Annotated in this window: 25 protein-coding genes; 14 read left to right on the top strand and 11 right to left on the bottom strand. The window is 74.5% G+C overall.

The window, feature by feature from the left end:
* Positions 1-34: 34 nt before the first annotated feature.
* The 6 genes from ACN267_RS01865 (at position 35) to ACN267_RS01840 (ending at position 5,381) form a co-directional block, all read left to right on the top strand.
* A complete protein-coding gene (locus tag ACN267_RS01865; protein ID WP_421487771.1) occupies positions 35-523 on the top strand; it encodes a YbaK/EbsC family protein in 489 nt (162 codons plus the stop codon).
* Positions 520-1,239 (top strand): monooxygenase, encoded by a 720-nt coding sequence (locus tag ACN267_RS01860; protein WP_421487770.1) that lies wholly within the window; start codon positions 520-522, stop codon positions 1,237-1,239. The genes ACN267_RS01865 and ACN267_RS01860 overlap by 4 nt, the downstream gene beginning before the upstream one ends.
* Before the next feature lie 10 nt (positions 1,240-1,249).
* Complete coding sequence (locus ACN267_RS01855; RefSeq protein ID WP_204959297.1) at positions 1,250-1,819, top strand: GNAT family N-acetyltransferase; 570 nt, start codon at positions 1,250-1,252, stop codon at positions 1,817-1,819.
* Positions 1,816-2,667 carry a carotenoid biosynthesis protein gene (locus ACN267_RS01850; RefSeq protein WP_421487769.1) on the top strand — a complete coding sequence of 284 codons (852 nt, stop codon included), beginning with the start codon at positions 1,816-1,818 and terminating at the stop codon, positions 2,665-2,667. Before ACN267_RS01855 ends, ACN267_RS01850 begins: the two co-directional genes overlap by 4 nt.
* A gap of 103 nt (positions 2,668-2,770) precedes the next feature.
* Positions 2,771-3,883 carry a glycosyltransferase gene (locus tag ACN267_RS01845; RefSeq protein WP_421490371.1) on the top strand — a complete coding sequence of 371 codons (1,113 nt, stop codon included), beginning with the start codon at positions 2,771-2,773 and terminating at the stop codon, positions 3,881-3,883.
* Positions 3,884-3,893: 10 nt separating this feature from the next.
* On the top strand, positions 3,894-5,381 hold the full coding sequence (locus ACN267_RS01840; RefSeq protein ID WP_421487768.1) for a phytoene desaturase family protein: 1,488 nt from the start codon (positions 3,894-3,896) through the stop codon (positions 5,379-5,381).
* A gap of 36 nt (positions 5,382-5,417) precedes the next feature.
* On the opposite strand, the gene ACN267_RS01835 is transcribed toward ACN267_RS01840, so the two are convergent.
* Positions 5,418-6,107: a CDP-alcohol phosphatidyltransferase family protein gene (locus tag ACN267_RS01835; protein WP_204959300.1), complete on the bottom strand. Its 690-nt coding sequence runs from the start codon at positions 6,105-6,107 to the stop codon at positions 5,418-5,420.
* Between the two features lie 44 nt (positions 6,108-6,151).
* On the bottom strand, positions 6,152-7,069 hold the full coding sequence (metF, locus tag ACN267_RS01830) for a methylenetetrahydrofolate reductase [NAD(P)H] (RefSeq protein WP_088643011.1): 918 nt from the start codon (positions 7,067-7,069) through the stop codon (positions 6,152-6,154).
* Positions 7,070-7,306: 237 nt separating this feature from the next.
* Here metF and ACN267_RS01825 point away from each other — a divergent pair, with 237 nt between their 5' ends.
* Positions 7,307-7,702 carry a helix-turn-helix domain-containing protein gene (locus ACN267_RS01825; protein WP_421487767.1) on the top strand — a complete coding sequence of 132 codons (396 nt, stop codon included), beginning with the start codon at positions 7,307-7,309 and terminating at the stop codon, positions 7,700-7,702.
* A gap of 53 nt (positions 7,703-7,755) precedes the next feature.
* Positions 7,756-8,838 (top strand): polyprenyl synthetase family protein, encoded by a 1,083-nt coding sequence (locus tag ACN267_RS01820; RefSeq protein ID WP_204959302.1) that lies wholly within the window; start codon positions 7,756-7,758, stop codon positions 8,836-8,838.
* Between the two features lie 252 nt (positions 8,839-9,090).
* Here ACN267_RS01820 and ACN267_RS01815 read toward each other — a convergent pair whose 3' ends face one another.
* A complete protein-coding gene (locus ACN267_RS01815) occupies positions 9,091-9,480 on the bottom strand; it encodes an Rv2175c family DNA-binding protein (RefSeq protein WP_281895534.1) in 390 nt (129 codons plus the stop codon).
* Between the two features lie 144 nt (positions 9,481-9,624).
* Here ACN267_RS01815 and pknB point away from each other — a divergent pair, with 144 nt between their 5' ends.
* Positions 9,625-11,610, top strand: coding sequence for a Stk1 family PASTA domain-containing Ser/Thr kinase (gene pknB / locus ACN267_RS01810; RefSeq protein WP_421487766.1), 1,986 nt, complete (start codon positions 9,625-9,627; stop codon positions 11,608-11,610).
* Positions 11,607-12,467: a deoxyribonuclease IV gene (locus ACN267_RS01805; RefSeq protein ID WP_281895529.1), complete on the top strand. Its 861-nt coding sequence runs from the start codon at positions 11,607-11,609 to the stop codon at positions 12,465-12,467. The genes pknB and ACN267_RS01805 overlap by 4 nt, the downstream gene beginning before the upstream one ends.
* A 183-nt stretch (positions 12,468-12,650) precedes the next feature.
* On the opposite strand, the gene ACN267_RS01800 is transcribed toward ACN267_RS01805, so the two are convergent.
* The 4 genes from ACN267_RS01800 to ACN267_RS01785 form a co-directional block, all read right to left on the bottom strand.
* Entirely contained in the window at positions 12,651-13,670 is a 1,020-nt protein-coding gene (locus ACN267_RS01800) for a threonine aldolase family protein (RefSeq protein WP_204959636.1), read from the bottom strand.
* Positions 13,671-13,692: 22 nt separating this feature from the next.
* The gene (locus ACN267_RS01795) at positions 13,693-15,099 is read right to left on the bottom strand and encodes a class II 3-deoxy-7-phosphoheptulonate synthase (protein WP_204959306.1); all 1,407 of its coding nucleotides are present in this window, start codon (positions 15,097-15,099) and stop codon (positions 13,693-13,695) included.
* Between the two features lie 67 nt (positions 15,100-15,166).
* Positions 15,167-15,643, bottom strand: coding sequence for a hypothetical protein (locus ACN267_RS01790; RefSeq protein WP_421487765.1), 477 nt, complete (start codon positions 15,641-15,643; stop codon positions 15,167-15,169).
* 206 nt (positions 15,644-15,849) lie between these two features.
* Complete coding sequence (locus tag ACN267_RS01785; protein ID WP_421487764.1) at positions 15,850-17,472, bottom strand: glycosyl hydrolase family 18 protein; 1,623 nt, start codon at positions 17,470-17,472, stop codon at positions 15,850-15,852.
* 204 nt (positions 17,473-17,676) lie between these two features.
* On the opposite strand from ACN267_RS01785, the gene ACN267_RS01780 reads away from it, so the two are divergent.
* Complete coding sequence (locus ACN267_RS01780) at positions 17,677-18,165, top strand: glutathione peroxidase (protein ID WP_281895524.1); 489 nt, start codon at positions 17,677-17,679, stop codon at positions 18,163-18,165.
* A 1,080-nt stretch (positions 18,166-19,245) separates the two neighbouring features.
* Here the strand turns inward: ACN267_RS01780 and ACN267_RS01775 are convergent.
* The 3 genes from ACN267_RS01775 to ACN267_RS01765 all read right to left on the bottom strand — a co-directional run bounded on the left by ACN267_RS01775 (position 19,246) and on the right by ACN267_RS01765 (position 21,244).
* Positions 19,246-20,049, bottom strand: coding sequence for an SGNH/GDSL hydrolase family protein (locus tag ACN267_RS01775; protein ID WP_204959310.1), 804 nt, complete (start codon positions 20,047-20,049; stop codon positions 19,246-19,248).
* Between the two features lie 148 nt (positions 20,050-20,197).
* On the bottom strand, positions 20,198-20,746 hold the full coding sequence (locus ACN267_RS01770) for a GNAT family N-acetyltransferase (RefSeq protein WP_204959311.1): 549 nt from the start codon (positions 20,744-20,746) through the stop codon (positions 20,198-20,200).
* Positions 20,747-20,749: 3 nt separating this feature from the next.
* Complete coding sequence (locus tag ACN267_RS01765) at positions 20,750-21,244, bottom strand: GNAT family N-acetyltransferase (protein ID WP_307821261.1); 495 nt, start codon at positions 21,242-21,244, stop codon at positions 20,750-20,752.
* Positions 21,245-21,391: 147 nt separating this feature from the next.
* Between ACN267_RS01765 and ACN267_RS01760 the strand changes: the two genes are divergently transcribed.
* The 3 genes from ACN267_RS01760 to ACN267_RS01750 are packed head-to-tail and all read left to right on the top strand — an operon-like array spanning position 21,392 to position 23,951.
* Entirely contained in the window at positions 21,392-22,255 is an 864-nt protein-coding gene (locus ACN267_RS01760) for a DUF4397 domain-containing protein (RefSeq protein ID WP_421487763.1), read from the top strand.
* Complete coding sequence (locus ACN267_RS01755; protein WP_421487762.1) at positions 22,252-22,959, top strand: class F sortase; 708 nt, start codon at positions 22,252-22,254, stop codon at positions 22,957-22,959. Before ACN267_RS01760 ends, ACN267_RS01755 begins: the two co-directional genes overlap by 4 nt.
* Before the next feature lie 44 nt (positions 22,960-23,003).
* Complete coding sequence (locus tag ACN267_RS01750) at positions 23,004-23,951, top strand: threonine ammonia-lyase (RefSeq protein WP_421487761.1); 948 nt, start codon at positions 23,004-23,006, stop codon at positions 23,949-23,951.
* A gap of 244 nt (positions 23,952-24,195) precedes the next feature.
* Here the strand turns inward: ACN267_RS01750 and ACN267_RS01745 are convergent, their stop codons facing one another.
* Positions 24,196-24,549 carry a DUF2203 domain-containing protein gene (locus ACN267_RS01745; RefSeq protein WP_204959314.1) on the bottom strand — a complete coding sequence of 118 codons (354 nt, stop codon included), beginning with the start codon at positions 24,547-24,549 and terminating at the stop codon, positions 24,196-24,198.
* Between the last annotated feature and the right edge of the window lie 11 nt (positions 24,550-24,560).

Raw genomic sequence — 24,560 nt, 5'->3', positions numbered from 1 at the left:
CGGGGCGTCGGGGCGTACCGGGGACAATGGCCGCATGCAGTCACACCCGAACGTGCAGGCGGTGCAGCGGGCGCTCGACGACGCGGGCGCGCGGGACGCCTCCGGCGTGGCCAGCCGGGTCCGTCTGCTGCCCGAGGCGGTGCACACCGCCGCCGCGGCGGCCGACGCGCTCGGCGTCGCCGTCGGCGCGATCGCCAACTCGCTGGTCTTCGAGGCCGACGGCACGCCGCTGCTGGTGCTCACCTCCGGCGCACACCGGGTCGACACCGCCGGCCTGGCCGCCTGGCTCGGGGTGACCCACCTGCGCCGGGCCACCCCCGACTTCGTCCGCACGCACACCGGGCAGGTGATCGGCGGGGTCGCCCCGGTCGGCCACCCCGGGCCGCTGCGCACCCTGGTCGACACCGCCCTGGCCGGGCACCAGCAGGTGTGGGCCGCCGGTGGCGTACCGCAGGCGGTCTTCCCCACCACCTACCCGGAGCTGCTGCGGATCACCGGCGGCACCCCCGCCGAGGTGGCGTGAACACCACCCCGGAGCTGGTCACCCTGCACGTGTGGCGGGTGCCCCGGGCCGCCCTGGGCCGGGCGTTGGCCCGGATGGCCCGGCATCCGTGGCAGCTGCGACGCACCCCCGGCGTACGGTTCGGCAAACTGCTCGGCACCGGGACCGGCACCGGCTTCGGCCCGGGGGACGCCGACCTGACCCGGTGGGCCGCGCTGGTGGTGTGGGACTCCCCCGCCGCGGCCGTCGACTTCGACGCCTCCCCGGTGGGCCGTTCCTGGGCCCGGATCGCCCGCGCCTCGGCCCGGCTGGAGCTGCGCCCGGTGACCAGCCGGGGCGAGTGGTCGGGCCGGCGTCCGTTCGGCGAGCCGGCGGGCGGCCGGGTCGACGGGCCGGTGCTGGCGCTGACCCGGGCCCGGTTGCGTCCCCGCCGTGCGCTCACCTTCTGGCAGTCCGTCCCGCCGGTCGCCGCCGCGCTGCACGCCGCGCCGGGGCTGCTCGCCCGGTTCGGTGTCGGCGAGGCGCCGCTGGGTTGGCAGGGCACGGTCAGCGTGTGGCGCGACCCGACGGACCTCGTGGCCTTCGCGTACCGTCACCCGGAGCACCGGGCGGCGATCACCCGCACCCCCACCGAAGGGTGGTACGCGGAGGAGTTGTTCGCGCGCTTCGAGGTGCGCGCAGTGGTCGGTGACCGGTCGGTGCTGGGCTGGGTCGCCGACGGTGATCCGCAACCGTGAGAGGACGCGCATGAGGTTGGTGCGGTGGACGCCGGAGGATCTCGTCCGGCGGCTCGACGACGTGGTCGCGGTGTACGGGGAGGCGATGGGCTACCGCAGCGACCTGCTGGAGGCCCGCCGTGGTTACATCGCCACCCACGCCCGCCGGCCCGGGTTCCGCGCCGTCGCCAGCCTCACCAGCGAGGGCCACCTGGCCGGCTTCGGGTACGGCTACCTCGGCGCGGGTGGCCAGTGGTGGCACGACCAGGTCTACCGGGCGCTGCCCCCGGACGCCCGGCGGCGCTGGCTGACCCACTGTTTCGAGGTGGTCGAACTGCACGTCCGACCGCCCGCGCAGGGGCACGGCCTGGGCGCCCGGCAGCTCACCGCCCTGCTCAGCCTCGCCGAGGGCGGCACCACCCTGCTGTCCACCCCGGAGGCCGACGAGCAGGCGTCGCGGGCCTGGCGGCTGTACCGCCGGTTCGGCTTCGTCGACGTGCTGCGGCACTTCCGGTTCCCCGGTGACGAACGACCGTTCGGGGTGCTCGGCCGGGACCTGCCGCTGCCCCGACCCGACACGTCCGGCCCGGCCTCGTCGTGACCCGCCGGCACGTCCCCTGGCTGCTGCTGGCCCTGCTGGTGCTGGTCCAGATCTGCTACCCGCTCACCACCGGGGTCACCCGGGCCCGGCTCACCGTCGCCACGGTCGTGCTGGGTTACCTGCTCGCGGTGGGGCACGCGCTGCTCACCCGGGGTGCCCGTACGGCGGCGGCGCTGGTCGCGGTGGCCACGGGCGGCGGGTTCGCCATCGAGGCGCTGGGGGTGGCCACCGGCTTCCCGTTCGGCAGCTACGACTACTCGGGCGAGTTGGGGCCGAAGCTGGCCGGGGTGCCGTTGATCATCCCGCTGGCCTGGACCTGGATGGCCTGGCCCGCCTGGCTGGCCGCCGTCCGGCTGACCACGCCCACCGGTCGGGGGCCCGACGCCGCGTCGGCCGGGTGGGCGGGGCGCGTCGGGCGGGTGGCGTTGGCCACCCTCGGACTGGCCGGCTGGGACCTCTTCCTCGACCCGCAGATGGTGGCCGAGGGCTACTGGGTGTGGCGCGACGCCACCCCGGCGCTGCCCGGACTGCCCGGCATCCCGGTCAGCAACTACCTGGGCTGGCTGCTGTTCGCGGTGCTGCTGATGAGCGCGTTGCGCCCGTTGGCCGGGCCGGCCGTCGCGGTCACCGGCCCCCGCGACGACCCGATGTTCGCCCTCTACCTGTGGACGTACTTCTCCAGCGTGCTGGCGCACGCCGTCTTCCTCCGACTGCCCGCCTCGGCGATCTGGGGCGCGGTGGGCATGGCGGTGGTGGCGGTACCGCTGGCGGTGACCCTGCTGCGCGCCCGCCGCCGGCCCGCCGACCGGCCGGCACCGCGACGCACCGGCGTCGACACCCCGGCATGACCGGCACCCGGACCGGCCCGCCGGCACGACGCGGGCCGACGCCGACCCTGTGGCAACCCCGGCCCGGGTCGACGGGGGCGTGGCGGTGACCGTCGTCGCGCTCGTGCTGGCCGTCGCGGTGACCGCGCTGACCGCGCACACCTGGGTCAACGCCCGGTACTTCCTGCGCCGGCCCGTCGACGGGCCGGTCGGGGTCGACGAGACGGTGGCGGTGCTGCTGCCGCTGCGCGACGAGGCCGACCGGGTCACCCCGTGCCTGCGCGCGCTGCTCGCCCAGCAGGGGGTGCCCGGCCTGCGGATCGTGGTGCTCGACGACGGTTCGACCGACGGCACCGCCGAGGTGGTCCGCGCGGTGGTCGGCGACGACCCCCGGGTCACCCTGCACACCGGGGTCACCCCGCCGCCGGGCTGGCTGGGCAAGCCGCACGCCTGCCACCAGCTCGCCGGGCACGCCGGGCCGGCCGCCACCGTGTACGCCTTCGTCGACGCCGACGTGGTGCTCACCCCGTACGCGGTCGCGGCGGCGGTGGGCGAGCTACGGGCGGCGCGGGCGACGCTGCTGTCGGCGTACCCGAAAATTCTGGTGCGGACGGTGGGTGACCGGCTGGTGCAGCCGCTGTTGCAGTGGTTGTGGCTGACCTTCCTGCCGCTGCGCGCGATGGAACGCTCGCCGCGGCCGTCGCTGGCCGCCGCCGGTGGGCAGTTCCTGCTGGTGGACCGGGCCGGGTACGAGCGGGCCGGCGGGCACGCCGCCGTCGCCGACCGGGTGCTGGAGGACATCGAGCTGGCCCGGGCGGTGAAACGCGCAGGCGGCCGGATCGCGCTGGCCGACGGCTCCCGGCTGGCCACCTGCCTGATGTACGAGAGCTGGCCGCAGCTGCGCGACGGCTACACCAAGTCGCTCTGGGCCACCTTCGGCCACCCGGTGGCCGCCGCGGCCGTGGTCGCCGCGCTGCTGCTGCTCTACAGCGCGCCGCCGCTGCTGGCGGTGGCGGCGCTGGTGGCGGGTTCGCCGCCGGCCGCCGGGCTGGCCCTGACCGGGTACGCGGCGGGAGTCGCCGGGCGGATGGTGAGCGCCCGCGCCACCGGCGGCCGGGCCTGGCCCGACGCGCTGGCCCACCCCGGCTCGGTCGTGGTGCTCGGCTGGCTGACGCTGCGGTCGTACCATCTGCGGAAGCGGCGTCGCCTGTCCTGGCGTGGCCGTCCGGTCAGCTAGGAGGCACGGCATGGCGCGGATCGTGGTCATCGGCGCCGGCGTGGGCGGGCTGGCCACCGCTGCCCGGCTCGCCGTCAGCGGGCACGAGGTGACCGTCTTCGAACGGTCCGACACCGTCGGCGGCAAGCTCGGCCGGCACGTCCAGGACACCCCGGCCGGCAGCTTCCACTTCGACACCGGGCCGAGCCTGCTCACCCTGCCGCAGGTCTTCCACGAGCTGTTCGAGGCGACCGGCGCGAAACTCGACGAGTATCTCGACCTGGTCCCGCTGGACCCGATCGTGCGGCACGTCTTCCCCGGCGACGGGCCGGCCCTCGACTCGTGCGCCGACCCCGACGAGTTCGCCGCCCGCATCGGTGCCGCCCTCGGCGACCGGGCCGCCGCGGACTGGCGGCGGCTGTGGCGGCGGGCCGCCCGGGTGTGGACCGCGTCGCACCGGGACATCCTGCGGCGTACCGTCGACTCGCCACGCGACCTGGCCGCGCTGGCCTGGCGGCTGGGTGACCTGGCCGCGATCGGGCCCGGCCGCACCCTGCGCGGGCTGGGCCGCAGCCAGCTGTCCGACCCCCGGCTGCGGATGCTGCTCGACCGGTACGCCACCTACACCGGCGCGGACCCGCGCCGCGCCCCGGCCGCGCTGGTCGCCGTCCCCTACGCCGAGCTGACCTTCGGCGGCTGGTACCTGCGCGGCGGGTTGGGCACCCTGGCCGACGCGCTGCTCTCCCGCTGCCTGGACCTGGGCGTGACGATCCGCACCGGGGAGACCGTCACCCGGATCGACGCCGCCGGCGGCCGGGTGCACGGGGTACGCCTGGCCGGGGTGCACGCGCCCGTCCCCGCCGACGTGGTCGTCGCCAACGCCGACGCGCTCACCGTCTACCGGGACCTGCTGCCGCACCCGGGCCGGCTGGCCGCGCTCACCGACCGCAGCCTCGCCGGTTTCGTGCTGCTGCTCGGGGTCCGCGGTGACTCCGGGCTGGCCCACCACAACGTCTTCTTCCCCGCCGACTACGACGCCGAGTTCGACGCCGTCTTCGGCGACCCCGGGCGTGGGGTGCGGGCCCGGCCGGCAACCGACCCGACGGTCTTCGTCACCGTGGCCGACGACCCGACCGCCCGCCCGGCCGGGCACGAGGCATGGTTCGTGCTGGTCAACGCCGCCCGCCACGGCACCGCCCCGGACGCCGTGGACTGGCGTCGGCCGGGGCTCGCCGACGCGTACGCCGACCGGGTCCTCGACGTGCTCGCCGCGCGCGGGGTCGACGTGCGGGACCGGCTGGTGTTCCGTGAGATCCGTACCCCCGCCGACCTGGACGCCACGACGGCCGCGCCCGGCGGGTCGATCTACGGCACGGCCGGGGGGCTGCTCCGCCCGGCCAACCGGGGCCCGGTGCACGGGCTGTGGCTGGTCGGCGGCTCCACCCACCCCGGCGGCGGCCTGCCCATGGTCACCCTGTCCGCGCAGATCGTCGCCGACGAGATCGGCCCCGCCTGGTAGGCCCCCGCCCCTGCCCGACCCGTCGGGGCGGGCGGGTCAGCCGGCGTCGAGCAGGGCCCGGCGGACGGTGGACAGCAGCTGGCCCAGGCCGAAGCCGGCCAGCAGCACCCAGACGGCGGCGGCCATGGTGATCGTGCCGGCGGCCAGATCGGGGTCGATCAGCCCGGTCAGCCCGGCCAGCAGCAACCCCACCAGGGCGACACAGACCCGGGTGGGCCGCTCCCCCACGGTGACCGCGCCGATCTCCCGCATCCCGGCGGCGACCGCGCGGGCCCGCACGTACTCGTGCAGCCAGGACAGCGCGCCGGCCGCGACCACCAGCGCTCCGGGCGCTCCGACCAGCCAGAACGCGGCCAGCCAGGCGATCTCACCGAGCCGGTCGGCGACCGAGTCGTAGACGTAGCCGAGCCGGGTGGTCCGGCCGGTGGCCACCGCGACCGCCCCGTCGACGCTGTCGGCGACCGAGGCGAGCAGCACGAACAACGCGCCGACGATCGGCCCGTGGGCCGACCGGGCGCTGAACAGCGGCACGCACAGGCAGAGCAGCACCCCGCCGACGGTCACCGCGGTCGGGGTCACCCGCAGCCGACCCAGCACGTAACCGACGTGGTACGCGAAACGCAGCCAGGCACGGACCACCGGCGCGGCGACCCGGGGGTCGAAGCCGCCGTGCAACCGCGCCCACGCGGTCGCGTACTCGTCCCACTTCAGCTGTGTGCCCACCATCGGTCAACCGTCGCGGCGCGGTCGAGGTGTCGGGGCCGGCGCGTTCACACCCGGGCGTCGGCCCGCAGGCTGCGCCACACCTCCCGGGTCGCGGGAGAACGGTTGAGGGTGATGAAGTGGATGCCGGGCACCCCCTCGTCGAGCAGCCGGGCGCACATCTCGCTGGCCTGTTCGATGCCGAGCCGGCGGACCGCCTCCGGGTCGTCGGCGACCCGCTCGAACCGCGCGGCCAACGCGGGCGGGAACGGCGCGCCGGACAGCTGCACCGAGCGTTCGATGGTGCCGATCTGGGTCACCGGCATCACCCCGGCCAGGATCGGCGTGTCGCAGCCGGCCGCCGCCACCCGGTCGCGCAGCCGCAGGTAGTCGTCGGCGTCGAAGAACATCTGGGTGATGGCGAACTCCGCGCCCGCCCGGCACTTACGCACGAAGTGCGCGGTGTCGCTGGCCACGTCGGCCGAGCGGGGATGCTTGTACGGGAAGGCGGCCACCCCGACGCTGAAGTCGCCGGCCTCACGGACCAGCCGGACCAGGTCCTCGGCGTAGTCGACGCCCTCCGGGTGGCGGACCCACTCGCCGCCCGGGTCGCCGGGCGGGTCACCCCGCACGGCGAGCACGTTGCGTACCCCCACGCCGGCCAGCCGCCCGATCACGTTGCGCAGCTCGGCGACGGAATGGTTGACGGCGGTCAGGTGCGCCATCGGCAGCAGCGTGGTCTCGGTGGCGATCCGCTCGGTCACCGCGACCGTGGTGTCCCGGGTCGAACCGCCGGCCCCGTAGGTGATCGACACGAACGACGGGCGCAGCGGCTCCAGCTCCCGGATCGCCTGCCAGAGCAGCCGCTCCCCCTGCGCCGTCTTGGGCGGGAAGAACTCGAAGGAGAACGTCGGCTGGCGGTCGCGGATCAGCTCCCCGATCGCCGGCTGGGGATTGGGAAGGACGGAGGGAAGACCGAGCGCCACGAGACGACTCTAGCGGGCGTCGCCGCCCACCCCCACGCACTTCCCACCTGAGCATCGACGCCCACCGAAACCCGGTGGCGGTCGCCCGTCGTACCCCGGGGGTAGAACGAGGGGGCGCGGGTGGCGTCGGTGGGGGCCGACGCCCGGGGTCACGCGCGGGGGTCGGCAGCACACGACAGCGGCACGTCGGCCGCCCTGCGGGGCGGGCGGGCCGCGCCGACAACCGCCGGAGGCCCGATGACCCCGTCCGACCCCCGCCCGCTCGGGCGGCTGATCACGCAGCTCCGGCTGGCCCGGGGCTGGAGCCAGCGGCGGCTCGCCGACGAACTCTGCGCCGCCGCCGGCACCGCCACCCTGACCCGGCACGAGGTGTCCCGCTGGGAACGCTCGGTGCGCGTCCCGGGCGACCGCTGGCGGCGGCAGCTCGCCGTCGTGCTCGACGCCCCGATCGGGCCGCCGGCCGCCGGACCGCCGTCGGGGGTCCGCCGGCCGGACCGCACCCGTCGGGCCGGTCCCCGGACGCCGGGCCGTCCCGGGCCGGCCGTCGGTCGGGCCCGGTGCGGGCAACGGCCGGCCCCCGCCGTCGCGGTGCCGCGCCCGCCTGTCGTACGGGGCGGGAGGCGGACCGGGTGACGCGCCGAGACGCTGGTGAGGCGGCAGCGGCGGGGACCGGCTAGCGTCGTGGCGTGACCCACGCTGCTCCCGTCTCCCCCGTCGACCGTGCCGGCCTGCGGCAGCGTGTCGACAAGGCGCTGACCGAGTTCCTGGCCGGCCGGCGTAGCTGGATGGCCGGCATCGACGACGCCCTGACGCCGATCGCCGAGACCGTCGAGGGGTTCGTGCTCGGTGGCGGCAAGCGGCTGCGGCCGGCGTTCGCCTACTGGGGATTCCGGGGCGCCGGCGGGGTGGACGCCGACCAGGTGGTGACCGCCCTGGCGGCGCTGGAGTTCTTCCAGGCCAGCGCCCTGATCCACGACGACCTGATGGACCGCTCCGACACCCGGCGTGGCGAGCCCGCCGTGCACCGGCGGTTCGCCACCCGGCACCGCGCCCACGGGTGGGGCGGCGACCCGGACGCCTTCGGCGACGCGGCGGCGATCCTGCTCGGTGACCTGTGCCTGGTCTGGTCCGACGAGCTGCTGCACTCCGCCGGGCTGGACCCGCACACGGTGGCGCGGGCCCGGCCGGTCTTCGACGAGATGCGCGGCGAGGTCACCGTCGGGCAGTACCTCGACGTGTTGACCCAGGCCACCGGGGAGGTCTCGCTGGACCGGGCGGGCAAGGTGGCCCGGTACAAGTCGGCCAAGTACACCGTCGAGCGGCCGTTGCTGCTCGGTGGCGCGCTCGCCGGCGCGTCCGCCGACGTGTGCACCGCCTACTCGGCGTACGGGTTGCCGCTCGGCGAGGCGTTCCAGCTCCGCGACGACGTGCTCGGGGTGTTCGGCGACCCGGCGCAGACCGGCAAGCCGGCCGGCGACGACCTGCGCGAGGGCAAGCGCACCTACCTGGTCGCGGCGGCGGTCCAGGCCGCCGACGAGGCCGGTCGGGAGCTGTTGCTCGGCCGGCTCGGCGATCCGCAGTTGGACGCGGACGGGGTGGCCCGGCTCCGTGAGGTGATCGCCGGCACCGGCGCGCTGGCCCGCACCGAGCAACGCATCGTCACCCTGACCGACACCGCGCTGGCCGCCCTGACCGGCGTCGACCTCGACACCGAGGCCCGGCAGGCCCTGGTGGACCTCGCCATCGCCGCCACCCGCCGCGCCGACTGACCCACCCCGCTCCCGGCCCGGCTTGAGCACGTCGCTTGGGCACGTCGCTGGGTCGCGTCGCTTGGGCACGTCGCTGGGTCGCGTCGCTTGGGCACGTCGCTGGGTCGCGTCGCTTGGGCACGTCGCTGGGTCGCGTTGATCAAGAGGTTTGCGTCACGGATGTCCCCGGGGATGACCGAAACCTCTTGATCAACGCGGTTCGGCGGGCGGCCGGCGCGGTGAAGGCCGGCGGGATCAGGAGTGGGGGTGGGGTCAGAAGCCGAGGGCCTGGGCGCGGCGTTTGACCTCGCGGGCGTGGTCGCCGCCGAGGGTCACCGCGCCCGTGCCGCCGGAGAGGGTGTCGTCGGGCTCGTAGAGCCAGCGCAGGGCGGCCTCGTCGTCGTAGCCGGCATCGGCGAGCAGGGTGAGCACGCCGGGCAGGTGCTTGAGCACCGTCTTGTTGGCGACCAGGTCGGCGGGGATCCGGCGGACACCGTCACGGCGGACGGCGAGCAGCTCGCGGTCCCGGATCATCTGGTGCACCTTGCTGATCGACAGGTCGAGCCGCTCGGCGACGTCCGGGAGGGTGAGCCACGCGGCCGGGTCGCTGGGACCGGCGAGGTCGCTGCCGGCGGCCTGGTCGGCGGGTACGGGTTCGGTCACCCGACCACCCTGCCACGTCGCCCGGCCACCCGTGCAGCGGCACCCCGCCGGGCCGGGGGTGAGCGCGGCGGGACGGACCGGTGCCGGCCCCGGCTGTAGCATCCTGTTCAACCTTCACCCTCAGGACACATAGACTCCCTGCCGATGGACATACAGGTCGCCGACACGTTGCTGGGCTCGCTGCTCGACGGGCGCTACCGCATTCGCGGTCGCGTGGCCCGTGGTGGCATGGCGACCGTGTACACCGCCACCGACGAGCGCCTGGAGCGTACCGTCGCGGTGAAGATCATCCACCCGTCCCAGGCCGCGCAGGCGCGGTCCCGGCTGGCGGGCTTCCCGGACCGGTTCACCGACGAGGCCAAGGCCATCGCCCGGCTGACCCACCCCAACGTGGTCGCCGTCTACGACCAGGGCACCCACCAGGGGCTGCCCTACCTGGTGATGGAGTACGTCCGGGGTCGCACCCTGCGCGAGGTGCTGGCCGAACGCCGCCGGCTCAACCCCGACGAGGCGCTGGCGATCATGGAGCAGATGCTCGCCGCGATCGCCGCCGCGCACCGGGCCGGGCTGGTCCACCGCGACGTCAAACCGGAGAACGTGCTGGTCGCCGAGGCACCCACCGGCGGGGTCGCCAACCTGGTCGACAGCGTGGTCAAGGTCGCCGACTTCGGCCTGGCCCGCGCGGTGGAGGCCAGCGCCGAGGAGGGCGACGGCAACCAGCTGATGGCGACCGTGGCGTACGTGGCGCCGGAGCTGGTCACCGACGGACGCGCCGACCCCCGTACCGACGTCTACTCGGCCGGCATCGTGCTGTTCGAGATGCTCACCGGCCGGGTGCCGTACGACGGGGACCGTCCGGTCGACGTGGCCTGGCAGCACGTCGACAAGGACGTGCCGGCCCCGTCGGTCCTGGTGCCCGGCCTGCCCCGGGTGCTCGACGAGTTGGTCGCGCGGTCGACCCGGCGGGATCCGGGCGCCCGCCCGGCCGACGCGGGTGCCCTGCTGGCCGAGGTGCAGGTGGCCCGGGACGACCTGGGCAACCCGAACGCGCACACCGCCGTGCTGGGCCGGGTGGCCGGGGAGCTGCCGGCGGTGGCCGAGCCGACGATGGTGGTCGCGGCGGTCAGCCCGGTGACCCGGCCGACCTGGGCCCGGCTGCCCGAGCCGGCCGCCCCGCAGCGCCCGCACCGGCGGCGGGCCGCCGAGGACACCGACCTGCGGTCCCGGCTGGCGGAGCTGCGTACCCGGGTGATGGGCACCCCGCGCGGCCGGTTGTCGGTCGCGGCGGCCGTGGTGGTGGTCGGCCTGCTCGCCGCGATGGGCGGCTGGTGGGTGGGGGTGGGCCGGTACACGGTCGCGCCGCAGCTGGTGAACCTGAGCCGGGCCGACGCACAGGCGCAGGCGGACCGGGCAGGCTTCCAGATCGCCTTCGCCGCGCCACGCTACGACGAGAAGGTCCCCCGCGACGGGGTGATCACCCAGGACCCGGGCTCGGCTGCCAAGATCCTCAAGGGTGGCACCATCACGCTGACGCTCTCCCTGGGCCCGGAGCGGTTCCCGCTGCCGGACGTCGTCGGCAAGGAGTTCGACCTGGCCGAGGCCGACCTGACCAGCGCGAAACTGGTGGTCGCCAAGGGCACGCCCCGCTACGACGACAACCTGCCGGCCGGGGTGGTGGTGGACACCAACCCGAAGGTGGGCACCGAGGTGAGGCCGGGCACCAAGGTGACGGTCATCCTGAGCCGGGGCCGCGCCCCGATCACGGTGCCCGACCTGGTCGGCAAGAGCCTCAACGACGCCCGCAGCACCCTGTCCCGGCTCGGCCTGGAGCTGGTCGAGACGTACAAGGAATCCGACAAGCCGCGCGACGAGGTGCTCGGGCAGAGCCCGGCGGACGGCGCGGGCGTGGAGAAGGGCACCAAGGTCAAGCTGGACGTCAGCAAGGGCCCGCCGCAGGTGACCGTCCCCCGGGTGGTCGACCTGCCCTGCCAGCAGGCCAAGCAGCAGTTGGAGGGCGCGGGGTTCACGGTGAACGTCCAGTTCAACCCCAACGGCATCGTCCGGTTCCAGAACCCGGGCGAGAACTCGCAGGTGCCCCCGGGCACCCCGGTCACCCTGGGCTGCCTGTGAGCGCCCACCGGCCGGTCGGCTCGCACACCCCCACCTCGGGTGGGCTGGCCAGGGCGGCCCTGCCGTACGTGGACGCGACCGGCTCCCAGGTGGTGCAGGTCTACGTCGCCAACTCGCGGGGCTGGGCGCTGCCGCCCGGCGACCCGGCCCAGGACGCGCTGTTCGCCGAGGGCTGCGCCGCCCGGGGCGTACCGGTCTACATCCACGCGTCGCTGCTGGTGAACCTCGGTTCGCCCACGGCCGCGACGGTGGAGAAGTCGGCGCAGACGCTGGCGCACGCGCTGCGTCGGGGGCGGGCGATCGGGGCCCGGGGCGTGGTGTTCCACGCCGGCAGCGCGGTCGACGCCGGCTACGCCGAGACCGCCCTACGGCAGGTACGCGAGTCGCTGCTGCCGCTACTCGACGAGACCACGGCCGGCGGCGGTCCGCTGCTGCTGGTGGAGCCGAGCGCCGGGGGTGGCCGGTCACTGGCCTCCCGGGTGGAGCACCTCGGCCCCTACCTGGACGCGGTCGACAGGCACCCGGGGCTGGGCGTCTGCTTCGACACCTGCCACGCCTGGGCGGCCGGGCACGACCTGGCCGTGCCGGGCGGCATGACGGCGACCCTGGACACCCTGGTCGCCACGGTCGGGGCGGACCGGCTCAAGCTGATCCACGCCAACGACTCCAAGGACCTGTGCGGCTCGACCCGGGACCGGCACGAGAACATCGGCAAGGGCAACATCGGTGAGCCGGCCTTCGCCGAGTTGATGGCCCACCCGGCGACCGCCGGCATCCCCGTCGTCGTGGAGACCCCCACCGAGAAACACGAGGGCCACGCCACCGACATAGCCACCCTGAACCGCCTCCACCCCTGACAGCCCCGTCCTCTCCCCCCGCCCGACACCGCCGGCTCCACGCCCTCGGTGATCAAGAGGTTTGCGCGGTGATCAAGAGGTTTGCGTCAAGTTTGATCTCCACGCTGACGCAAACCTCTTGATCAACACCGGAAGCCGGGAAGGGAATGGAAGGGCGGGGCGGGGCGGCACCGGTAGCGGGGGTCAGGGAGCGAGCAGGTCAGGGAGGATCTTGGCGGCGTGGTCGATGGCGGCGTCGTCGACGTCGAGGTGGGTGACCAGACGGGCGGTCCGGGGGCCGAGCACCGACAGCAGCACCCCCTCCGCGCGGGCGGCGGTGGCCAGGGCCCGCGCGTCGAGCCGGTGCCCGGTCAGGTCCAACGGCACGATGTTCGTGCGTACCGGGCCGGCGAGCACCCCGCACGGGGCGAGCGCCTCGGCGAGCCGGGCGGCCCGGGCGTGGTCGTCGACGAGCCGGTCGAGGTGGTGGGCCAGGGCGTACCGGCCGGCGGCGGCGAGCACCCCGACCTGCCGCATCCCGCCCCCCATCCGCTTACGCAGGAACCGGGCCCGCTCGATCCGCTCGGCACTGCCCACGACCAGCGAGCCGACGGGTGCGCCGAGGCCCTTGGACAGGCAGACCGACAGGGTGTCGAACAGCGCGCCGTACTCGTGCAGCGGCACCCCGTCGGCGACGTGCGCGTGCCAGATCCGGGCCCCGTCGCAGTGCAGGGCGAGGCCGGCGGTGTCGGCGACCCGGCGTAGCTCCCGCAGGGTCGCCAGCGGGATCACCCCACCACCGCCCCGGTTGTGGGTCTGCTCCACGGCGATCGCCCGGGTCGGCACCGCGAAGTAGCCGTCCGGCCGGATCATCGCCTCCACCACGCCCGGGTCCAGGCCCGCGCCGAGGGGCGGCCAGGTCCGCGTGGAGATCGCACCGTACGCCGCCGCCGCGCCGACCTCGTACGTCACCACGTGCGCGTCGGCGTCGCAGAGCAGTTCGTCACCGGGTGGGACGACCAGTTGCAGGGCGAGCTGGTTGGCCATCGTCCCGGTCGGGGCGAAGAGCGCCGCCTCGTGCCCGAAGAGCGCGGCGACCTCGGCCTCCAGCGCGTTGACCGTCGGGTCCTCGGCGTAGACGTCGTCGCCGACCTCGGCGGCGGCCATCGCCTCCCGCATTCCGGCGGTGGGTCGGGTCACCGTGTCGGAACGCAGGTCGGCCACCGGGCCGACGCCCGTCGTCGGGTCAGCCACGGAGCATCTCCGCCACCAGGAAGGCCAGCTCCAGCGACTGCTGGGTGTTCAGCCGGGGGTCACACGCCGTCTCGTACCGGCCGGGCAGGTCGAGGTCCTCGATGCCCTGGGCCCCGCCGAGGCACTCGGTGACGTCCTCGCCGGTCAGCTCGACGTGGATGCCGCCCGGGTGGGTGTCCAGCCCCCGGTGCACCTCGAAGTAGCCGAGGACCTCGTCGACGATCCGGTCGAAATGCCGGGTCTTGTAGCCGTTGGAGGACTCGTGGGTGTTGCCGTGCATCGGGTCGCACTGCCACACCACCTTCGCCCCGGCGGCGGTGACCTTGGCCACGATCGGCGGCAACGCGTCGCGGACCTTGTGGTTGCCCATCCGGCTGATCAGGGTCAGCCGGCCGGGGATGTTGTCCGGGTTGAGCTTCTCGCACAGCTCGATCGCCTCGTCCGGGCTGGTGGTCGGGCCGAGTTTCACGCCGATCGGGTTGGCGATGCGGGAGATGAAGTCGATGTGCGCGCCGTCGAGCTGCCGGGTCCGCTCGCCGACCCACAGGAAGTGCCCGGACAACCCATATGCCCGACGGTCGGAGACCCGGGTCAGCGCCCGGTCGTACTCCAGGGCCAGCGCCTCGTGGGAGCAGTAGAGGGTGACGGTACGCAGCGCCTCGTCCTCGGTCATCCCGCAGGCCCGGATGAACGCGATGGCCCGGTCGATCTCCCGGGCGATCGCCTCGTAGCGCTCCCCCGCCGGGGAGTTCTTGACGAAGCCCTTGTTCCAGTCGTGCACCGCGTGCAGGTCGGCCAGTCCGCCGGCCAGGTAGGCGCGCAGCATGTTCATCGCCGCGGCCGAGTTCGCGTACGCCCGGATCATGCGCTGCGGGTCGGCGACCCGGGCGGCCGGGTCGGCCTCCAGCGCGTTGATCATGTCGCCGCGGTACGCGGGCAGCCCCCGGGCGTCGGTCGGCAGCGACCGGGGCTTGGTGTACTGGCCGGCGACCCGGGCCACCTTCACCACCGGCAGCGACGCGCCGTAGGTGAGCACGATCGCCATCTGGAGCAGGGTGCGGGCGTTGGCCAGCAGGTGGCTCTCGGTGTTGTCGGCGAAGGTCTCGGCGCAGTCGCCGCCCTGGAGCAGGAACGCCTTGCCCTCGCAGACCAGGGCCAGCTTGCGGCGGAGCTGGTCGACCTCGTAGGGGGCGACCACCGACGGCACGGTGTCGAGCACCTTGCACACCTCGGCGACCTGGGCCGGGTCGGACCACGGCGGGATCTGCTCACGGGGCAGGTCACGCCACCTGTCGAGACCGAGGGCGGCGTCCTCCGCCGAGTCGACGGTGGGGCGGCTGGTCTGCAGCCCGGGGCTGCTCACGGCGGGGTAGCTCAGCTGATGCCACTCATGGCGCATGGCAGAAAGCGTACGGCGACGGTCCGGACGTCGCGGCCCCGAGGGGCGGGGTTCCGGCAGTTGGGAGTCAGGGGGTCGGCGACGGCGCGGGACTGTGCCCGCCGGGTTCCTCGCCCGCGATGCACCAGTCCGCGCCGTCCCGGGTGACGGTGAACAGCAGCCGCCTGGTGACCTTCGTCGATCCCACCGAAACGGTCACCGTGGTGCTGACCTCCTGCCCCCGGGCACCGGTGCGGATGTCGGTGACGGTCGCCCCGGGCACCTCGAAATGGTCGGCGAAATCACCGTTCGGCCCGGTCGCGGCGGCGTCGAACCCCGCCTGCATCGTCGCGCAGAGCTGGTTGCGGCCGGCGGCCGGGTCCTTGGCGGTCATCGCGTCGAGGTACGCCTGGACCCGCTCGCGGGCCTTGGCCGACGCCTCCTCGGCGGGCACCCTGGTGGGCCCGCCGTCGGCCTCGCCGTCGCCGCTCTGGCCGCAGCCGAGCAGGGCGAACGGCAGCAGGGCCAGCGGTACGACGCCGGCGGTGCGGAGCCTGCGATCCATGCGTCCTCCCCGGGTGCGGATGTCGACGGTGCGGATGTCGACCGGATGCCGAGCGGCGAGTCTGCCACACCGCACCCGTCAGGTGGCAACCCGTCACGGCCGCGCCGCGCCGCCCGGCCGGCGTTTCGTCGGGGCCCGTCACAGCCGTGCGGGGAGGGACCGGTGGCCGGTCCCTCCCCGCGCGGGTGGTGCGTCGGACGCTCGGCTCAGCCGAGGCCGCCCTTGATGGCGCCGATCAGCTCACCGTTGCCGGTGTCGCCGGAGAGTTCCCAGAAGAACGCGCCGCCGAGGCCCTGGTTCTTCGCGTAGGTCATCTTGCCGCCGATGGTGGCCGGCGTGTCGTAGCTCCACCAGTTGCTGCCGCACTTGGCGTACGCCGTACCGGCGATCGTGCCGGTGGCCGGGCAGGTGTTCTTCAGCACCTTGTAGTCCTCGATGCCCGCCTCGTAGGTGCCGGGGGCCGCGTCGGTGGCGGTGCCGCCCGGGGCGGCCTGCGTCACCCCGGTCCAGCCGCGACCGTAGAAGCCGATGCCGAGCAGCAGCTTGTTGGCCGGCACGCCCTTGGACTTGAGCTTCTGGATCGCCGCATCGGAGTTGAAGCCCTGCTGCGGAATTCCGGTGTACGAGGTGAGCGGCGAGTGCGGGGCGGTGGGACCCTGGGCGTTGAACGCGCCGAAGTAGTCGTACGTCATCGGCATCAGCCAGTTGAGGTTGCCCACCGCACCGGCGTAGTCGGTGGCGTCGATCTTGCCACCGTTGCTGCCGTCGGCGGTGATCGCGGCGGTGACCAGGGCCGACGAGCCGAACTTGGACCGCAGTGCGGAGATCACGTTCTTGAACGCGTTCGGGCCGCTGCTGTCACAGCTCAGACCGCAGGCGTTGGGGTACTCCCAGTCGACGTCGATCCCGTCGAAGACGTCCGCCCAGCGCGGGTCCTCGACCAGGTTGTAGCAGCTCTCGGCGAACGCGGCCGGGTTCTGCGCGGCCTGGGTGAAGCCACCGGACCAGGTCCAGCCGCCGAAGGACCAGATCACCTTGAGGTGCGGGTACATCTTCTTGAGCTTGCGCAGCTGGTTGAAGCTGCCGCGCAGCGGCTGGTCCCAGGTGTCGGCGACGCCGTCCACGCTGTCGGCCGCGGTGTACGCCTTGTCGTAGTCGGCGTAGCTGTCCCCGATCGTGCAGCGGCCGCCGGTGGTGTTGCCGAAGCCGTACAGGATGTGGGTGAGCTTGGCGGCGGAGCCGCTGGTGGCGATGTTCTTGACGTGGTAGTTGCGCCCGTAGACGCCCCACTCGGCGAAGTAGCCGACGACCTTCTTGTCCCCGCTGGGCGGCGGGGTGGTGGGCGGTGGGGTCGTCGGGGGCGGGGTCGTCGGCGGGGCGGTGGTGGGTGGCGGGGTCGTCGGCGGCTTCGTGGTGGTGGGCGGGGTGCCCCCGCCGCACGACACGCCGTTGATCGTGCAGTTCAGCGGCGCCTTGTACGGCCCGGTGCCGTTGTAGCCCCAGCTGAAGCTGGCCCCCGGGGCGAGCGGCCCGGCCCAGCTCTTCTTCACCGCCACGTAGTGGTTGCCGCTGCTGGTGACGTCGGCGTCCCAGAAGCTGCTGATGGTGGTGCCGGACGGCAGGTCGAACTCGATACGCCAGGTGCTGACGCTGGCGCTGGAGCCGTTGGTGACGGTGACCCGCCCTTCGTGGCCGGTCCCCCAGTCCTGCGCCGAGGCGAATGTCGCGGTGACGCTTCCGGCGCCGAACGCCGAGGTCACCGGTACCGCCGCCACGGTCAGCGCCACGACGGCGCCGGCCCAGAGGGCGCGGCGGAGCGATCTCTTCATGAGGCGCCTCCTCAAACAGTTAGGAAACTTTCCAAATCGATGGGGAGACGCTACTCACACCGTCATCACTTCGTCAAGATGCGTATCCGTCGATTCATCGCACCGACCACGGCCAGGTGGCAGGGCGACCTGGCGTGGCGGGGGCGCGGCGGCGGCGAACCGGCGGGAGGGCTGGGCGGCGGGGCCGGGCGCTAACCTCGCGGGATGACCGTCTTCGACATCGAGATCGACGCCCTGGCCGGCGGCCCGGCCAACCTGGCCGGCCACCGGGGCCGGGCGCTGCTGGTCGTGAACGTGGCCTCCCGCTGCGGCCTCACCCCGCAGTACGCCGGCCTCCAGGCGCTGGCCACCGAGTACGCCGACCGGGGCCTGGTGGTGCTCGGCGTGCCGTGCAACCAGTTCGCCGGGCAGGAACCCGGCACGGCCACCGAGATCGGCGAGTTCTGCCAGGTCAACTACGGGGTCACCTTCCCGCTGACCGAGAAGGTCGACGTCAACGGCCCGGCCCGCCACCCGCTCTACGCGGCGCTGGTCGACACCCCCGACGCCGAGGGGCACACCGGCGACGTCCGGTGGAACTTCGAGAAGTTCCTGGTCGCCCCGGACGGTACGGTCGCCGCCCGGTTCGCGCCGACTGTCGCTCCGGACTCGGCCGAGCTGCGGGCCGCCATCGAGAAGGTCCTGCCCGGCTGAAAGCCCTCCCCCACAGCGGCCCGCCGCCCACCGGTCCGACCCGGGACACCTCGGCCGAGGGCCGGCTGGGCCGCCGCCGGCCGGCGGCGGCCCGGCCCACCCAGCACCGCCCGTGACGCGTACCACCCGCCGCCACCGATGCCCCTCCGCGCCCTTTCGACCTGACGACATCAACGGATCACCCCGTCGGCTGGTGCGGATCATCCCGTCGGCCGGCCGGCTGGACTTCCGTCGGCCGCCTCGCCCCTCCCCGCCGGACGCCGCCGGACGCCGTCGACGCCGCGTCGACCCGGTGGGGCGGTCGGTCCGGCCGCGCACCGCCCACACCGCAGACGGCCGCCCCGCCACCAGCTATGTCCCTCCGCGCCCTTTCGACCTGACGACATCAACGGATCACCCCTGCGGAGAGGGCGGGCGGGGTCACGGCACCGCCTCGCACCGGAAGCAGCGATCGGGCCGCGACCCGCGCCGGGCAGCACCTTTTTCGGCTCCGGGTCGGCAACACACCACGTGGTCACCTACCGATCACGACAACCCACCCTGGCCGGGAATCCCGCCGGACAGTGCGGTACCGACGACTACCCACGCGCTGCGGGCGACCGGGGCTGCCTCGACCGCGCCCGACCCGGAGGGCCCGAGCAGCCCGAACGGCCCGAACGGCCCGAAGCGACGGTTCAGGGCTGCACCGAGAACCGAGCGCCGACAAGCGAGCACCGACAAACGGGCACCGACCAGCGAGTCGTCAACGTCATCAGCTCTAAAGCGTCCGCGACGACTAGGGTCGACGCCGGCGTCCAGCCGGGCCGCTGGCATCCACCGGCCCGGAAGATCCATGGGTCGGCCCGTTCGACGTCCCTCACCAGGCAAGCCCGGCCGCGCCCGGAAAGCCGGCCCACCCCCGCGTGGTGACCGGCCCACGCAGGGACCGGCCGCGCCGGGTCGCCGTCGGCCAGACCCCGGGCGGCGCACAGCGGGGCCTGCGGACCGGACCGGCAGCCGGCGATCCGGGAAGCGGCCGTGACCGCGCCGCCCCCGGACAGGGCGACGCGGTCACGGTAGAGCCGGGGAACGCGGGTCAGGTCAGCCGGCGGCGGACCGGAAGACCGGGTAGTAGCCGCCGGACTGGCCGGCCGCCGTCGGGTGGTAGGAGACACCGAGGTTGGCGAAGTTCAACGCGTGCAGCCACTTCTCGCCGTAGCTGCACAACTGGTGGCCGACGAAGATGGACCGTACGTCGGCGAACGTGAAGCCGGCCGAGGTGGCGGCGGTACGGGTGATGTCGTCGATCAGGTTGATACCTTCGTTGATCTTCGTGCGGGAGTTCGCGCTGAGCCCCACGCAGACCGTGCCGAGCTGGTAGAAGACCGGGTAGCCGACGACCACCACGCGGGCCGACGGGGCGCGGGACCTGATGCCGTTGTAGACGGTGGCGAGTTTGGCGGGCAGTTCCGCGCGGGCCTTGTTCTCGGCGGCCTGCACCGCCGCGATGCACTGGGTCTCCCCCTGGAGCACGCAGGTCGACATGATCGAGGTGAAGCCGACGTCGTTGCCGCCGATGGTGACGCTGACCAGGGTGGTGGTGGAGCTGAGCGCGGAGAGCTGGCTGTTGACCACGTCGGTGGTGGTCGCGCCGGAGCAGGCCACCGACTTGTACGAAGCCGGCTTGATGTTGGTGTTGTACAGCGCCGGGTACGCGTTGGTGCTGCGCTGGCAGGAACCGCTCTCGGAGGTGTAGCTGCCGGCGCCGACACCCGAGGCGTACGAGTCGCCGAGGGCCACGTACCGGTCGGTGGGGGCGGCCTGGACGGGAACCGCCGCTCCGAGGGTCACGCCGATGGACGCCGCGAGACTCACGGCGAGGGTCACGAGTCGGGATCTCCGCACGTCGTACTCCTGGGGGTGGGGAAGTGGTGGTGGGAGATAGATATCACTCGATCATGCGTTTAGGGAAGGTTGTCGATGGGCAACAGGGGTAGCTAGGGGTTCGCCGGCCCCGACGCTGCGCGACGCCCTGGCCGCCGGCCCACCGTGGTCAGCGGGCCGGGTGCCACTCGTCGGCCAGCACCGCCCAGATCTCCATGTCCACCGGACCCGCCGGCCCCAGGGCGACCTGCCGCAGGGTGCCCTCGTGCCGCATGCCGAGCCGCCGGGCCACCGCGATGCTGCGGACGTTGCCGACGCTGGTCCGCCACTCGACCCGGCGGATGCCGCGTTCCCGGATCGCCCAGTCCACGATCCGGGTCGCCGCCCGGGTGACCAGGCCCCGCCCCTCGGCGGCCGGCTCCAGCCAGCAGCCCGCCTCGGCAACCCCGGTCGCGGTGCTGAACGACACGAACAGCACCCCGCCGACCAGGGTGCCGTCGAGCCAGATCCCCCAGATGCCCCCGGCGTCGTCGGCCCACTTGTCGGCGGACCGGCGCAGCACCCGGCGGGCCGACTCCAGGTCGGTGGCCACGAAGGACGCACCCACCCACGGGGCGATGTGTTCCCGGGCCCGGTCCAGGTGGGCCAGGAACTCCTCGGCCTGCCACGGTGCGAGCGGGCGCAGCTCGGCGTCCCCGGTCAGCGCCAGCGCGAACATCGGTCAGTTCCTCCGGTCCGTGACGGGCAGGCTCAGCCGCAGTGTGGGCCCGGGGGTGGCGACGAAGCCCAACGACCGGTAGAGCGGCTCCCCGTCGGTGGAGGCCCGCAGGTCGACCTTGCCGACCCCGCGCTGCCGGTACCAGTCGAGCAGCGCCTCCAGGCAGGCCCGGGAGTAGCCGCGCCGCCTGTGCACCGGCTCGGTGACCACGTTGAACACATACCCGGTCAGGCCGTCGGGGTTGCCGGGGCCGCCGAGTCGCTGCTCGATGGTGCCGGTCGCGCAGGCCGCCAGGGCACCGGGCCGGTCCGGGTCGTCGACGACGAAGACCGCCATCAGGTCGACCGGCTCGGCCAGCCGCCGGTGCAGCACCTCCCGGGCCGCCTGCTGCCAGGGTCCCGGGGCGGGCGTCATGTGGTCGATGTCGGCCAGCATCACCCCACGCAGGCGAACGATCTCACCGGCGTCGGCGACCACGGCCCGTCGAACGTTGATCACGAACGGACGGTACCGGATGGCGGGGACGGGTCCCCGGACCGCACCGGGCTGATCGGAAACGACAGGACACGACGGCCGGCCAACTTGCGATCGGGTCCCGTCCACGGGACGCTGAGGGTCGGCACCGACACCACGCCCGGAGGCGAGATGCCCCAGCTCCGTACCGCGCCGCGCCGGCTGCTCGCCGCCGCCGGCACCCTCCTGCTCGGCACCGCACTGGCCACCGTCGGCGGCACGCCGGCCGGGGCGGCGGCCGGCGACGTCGGCTACGTCCGGCTCGCCCACCTCTCCCCCGACACCCCGGCCGTGGACGTCTACCTCTCCGCCCCGGGCGCGGCGACGCCGCAGGTCTTCCCCGCCGTCGGCTACGGCGTCGTCTCCCGTTACCTGCCGCTGGCCGTCGGCCGGTACGCGGTGGCGATGCGGCAGGCCGGCGCCCCGGCCAGCGAACCACCGGTGCTCACCACCGAGGTGGCCCTGCGCGCGGGCGAGGCGTACACGGTGGCCGGGGTGGGCCGGTACGCCGACCTCGGCCTGCGGGTGCTCGCCGACGACCTCAGCGCCCCGGCGGCCGGGCGGGCGAAGGTGCGGGTCGTCCAGGCGTCCGTGCGCGCCCCGGTGGTCGACGTGGCCGCCGACGACGGGCCGGCCATCGCCGACGCCGTCCGGTTCGCCACCACCACCGACTACCGGCAGATCGAGCCGGGACGTTGGCGGTTGCGCCTCGGTGGCGGCGGCGGGCCGGGCACCGACGCCGAGGTGACCCTCACCGGGGGACGGGTCTACTCGCTGCTGGTGCTCGACGGCAAACAGGGCGGGTTGACAGTCGAACTGCGCGAGGACGCCCGGGACGGCGGGACCGCACCTGCGGGCGGGGTGCCGGCGGGGGCCGGCGGGCTGGCCGGGGGCGGGCTCGGGGCGTACCCGATGATGGCCGGCGGGGTGCTCGCGGGGGCCGTGGTGGTGGGCACGACGGTGCTGGTGCGGCGTCGGCGGCGACCGGTCTGGTGACCCGGCCCGGCTTCGCGGTCCGCCGGCACCGGGCCCGGCCCGCGCCGGCCGCCGTCCTGGTCGCGGCCGGCGCGGCGTGCTGCCTCGCCGCCGGCGTCGGCGTCGTGCTGACCGCCGCCACCGGCCTCGGCGGGCCGGGCGGAGCACCCCGGCCGGTCGCGGCGGCCGGGGCCTGGCAGCCCGGGTGCGTGACCGGTTGCGCCACCGGGGCCGGCACCCCGCGCGCCACCCCGGCCTCCCCCACCCGGGTACGCGTCGCGCGGATCGGCGTCGACTCCCCGCTCACCGCCCTCGGGCTGGACGGGGCCGGTGCCCTGGTCCCCCCGGCGGACTTCACCCGGGCCGGCTGGTACGGCGGCGGCCCGACGCCCGGGGACCCGGGGCCGGCGGTGATCGCCGGTCACCTGGACTCACGGCGCGGCCCGGCCGTCTTCGCCCGGCTCGGCGAGTTGCGCCCCGGCGACCGGGTCGAGGTGTGGCGGGGCGACCGCCTGGTGACGTTCCGGGTCACCGGCACGCTGCGTACGCCCAAGGACGCCTTCCCCACCGCCACCGTGTACGGCCCGACGCCCGGCCCGGAGCTGCGGCTGATCACCTGCGGGGGCGACTTCGACAGGCGGGTCGGCCACTACCGGGACAACGTGGTGGTCTTCGCCGTCGCCGACCCGCTGGTCGACCCCCTCCCCCGGTCCGCCGCCGACTGACCCGCCCACCGGCACGGCCCCGCCCACCCCGCTAGGCTCCTGCGGTGCGACTGACCAGCGTGGACGACGTCCTGGCCGCCGAACGCCGGCTCGCCGGGCGGATCGTGCGGACCCCGCTCCTGCCCTGCCCGCAACTCGGCGACGAGTTCGCGCTCGACGTCGCGGTGAAGGCGGAGAACCTCCAGCACACCGGCAGCTTCAAGGTCCGGGGCGCGTTGAACGCGCTGCTCGCCCTGACCGAACGACAGGCGACTCCCACCGGGCTGACCGCCTTCTCGGCCGGCAACCACGCCATGGCGGTGGCCTTCGCCGGGCGTACGTTCGGCCTGCCGACCGTCGTCTGCATGCCCCCGCACGCGGTGTCCACCAAGATCGAAGCGGTCCGCCGGTGGGGTGGGGAGGTCGTGCTCACCGACGACCTGCTCGCCACCTGCGAGCAGATCACCGCCGAACGCGGCTACCACCTGCTGCCGCCGTTCGACGACCCGGACGTCATCGCCGGCCAGGCCACCCTGGGGCGGGAACTGCTCGCCGACGGTCCACCGCCGGGCCTGGTGCTGGTCCCGGTCGGCGGCGGCGGACTGATCAGCGGGGTGGCCGCCGCCGTCCGGGCCGCCGTCCCGACCGCCCGGATCGTCGGCGTCGAGCCGGCCACCGCCAACGTCGTCGGCCACGCGCTGCGAACCGGTGGCGATGCCCCGGCGACCCGGCCGGTCTCGATGGCCGACGGACTGGCCGCCCCGTTCGCCGGCCGGCTCACCCTGGCCCACGTCCGGGACCTGGTCGACGACCTGGTGGAGGTCACCGAGGCGGACATCCGGGCCGCCTGGTGGGACCTGATGGCCGCCACCCGGCTGCTGCTCGAACCGGCGGCCGCGGTCACCCTCGCCGCACTGCGCACCGGCCGGGTGACCGCCACCCCGGGCACCCGCACGATCCTGGTCCTCAGCGGCGGCAACGTCTCCCCCACCCACCTGTCCACCCTGCCCTGACCCCCCGCCCCAACCCCCCGCCCGACCCGTCGCCTGGCCCCCGCCCGACCCGTCGCGCGGCCCCCGCCGGACCCGTCGCACGGCCCCCGCCCGACCCGTCACACGATCTTGAACTTGTGGTGCCGAATTCGCATTCATATGCACCCTTTTGCGCCCACCACAACTCCATGATCGACTCAGGGGTGGGGGTGGGGGTGGGGTGGGGGTGGGTGGGTGGGGGTGGGGGTGGGTGGGTGGGGTGGGGTTAGCGGAGGGGGCGGCGGCCGGCGAAGCCGCACTCGACGCGGTGGTACCAGCGCACGTCGGGGTCGCCCTCCAGCCAGCACCAGAGCACCGCCCGGCCCTCGTGCTCGCCGGGGAAGTCGAGCAGCACCGGGGCGATCCCCTTGACCTGGATGTCGTGCGAGTTCAGCTCCTCCAGCACGCCGTGCAGCCGGGCCTCCAGGGCCTTGACCTCGGCCCGGCCGCCCAGCGCCGACATCCCCGAGCCGGCCAGATCGGCCCGCAGCTCGGCCAGGTCGGCCCGGATGGCGATCAGCTCGTGGATGCGGGGATGCAGGGTGGCGACCAGGTACCGCGCCTGGGCGAGAGTGAACACGGGGCCAGTAT

The organism is Micromonospora sp. WMMD734 (assembly GCF_049178975.1).
GTDB classification, from domain to species: domain Bacteria; phylum Actinomycetota; class Actinomycetes; order Mycobacteriales; family Micromonosporaceae; genus Micromonospora; species Micromonospora wenchangensis.
Note: the sequence above shows the minus strand (reverse complement) of the source record. Positions and strands in the feature narration are given on the sequence as shown.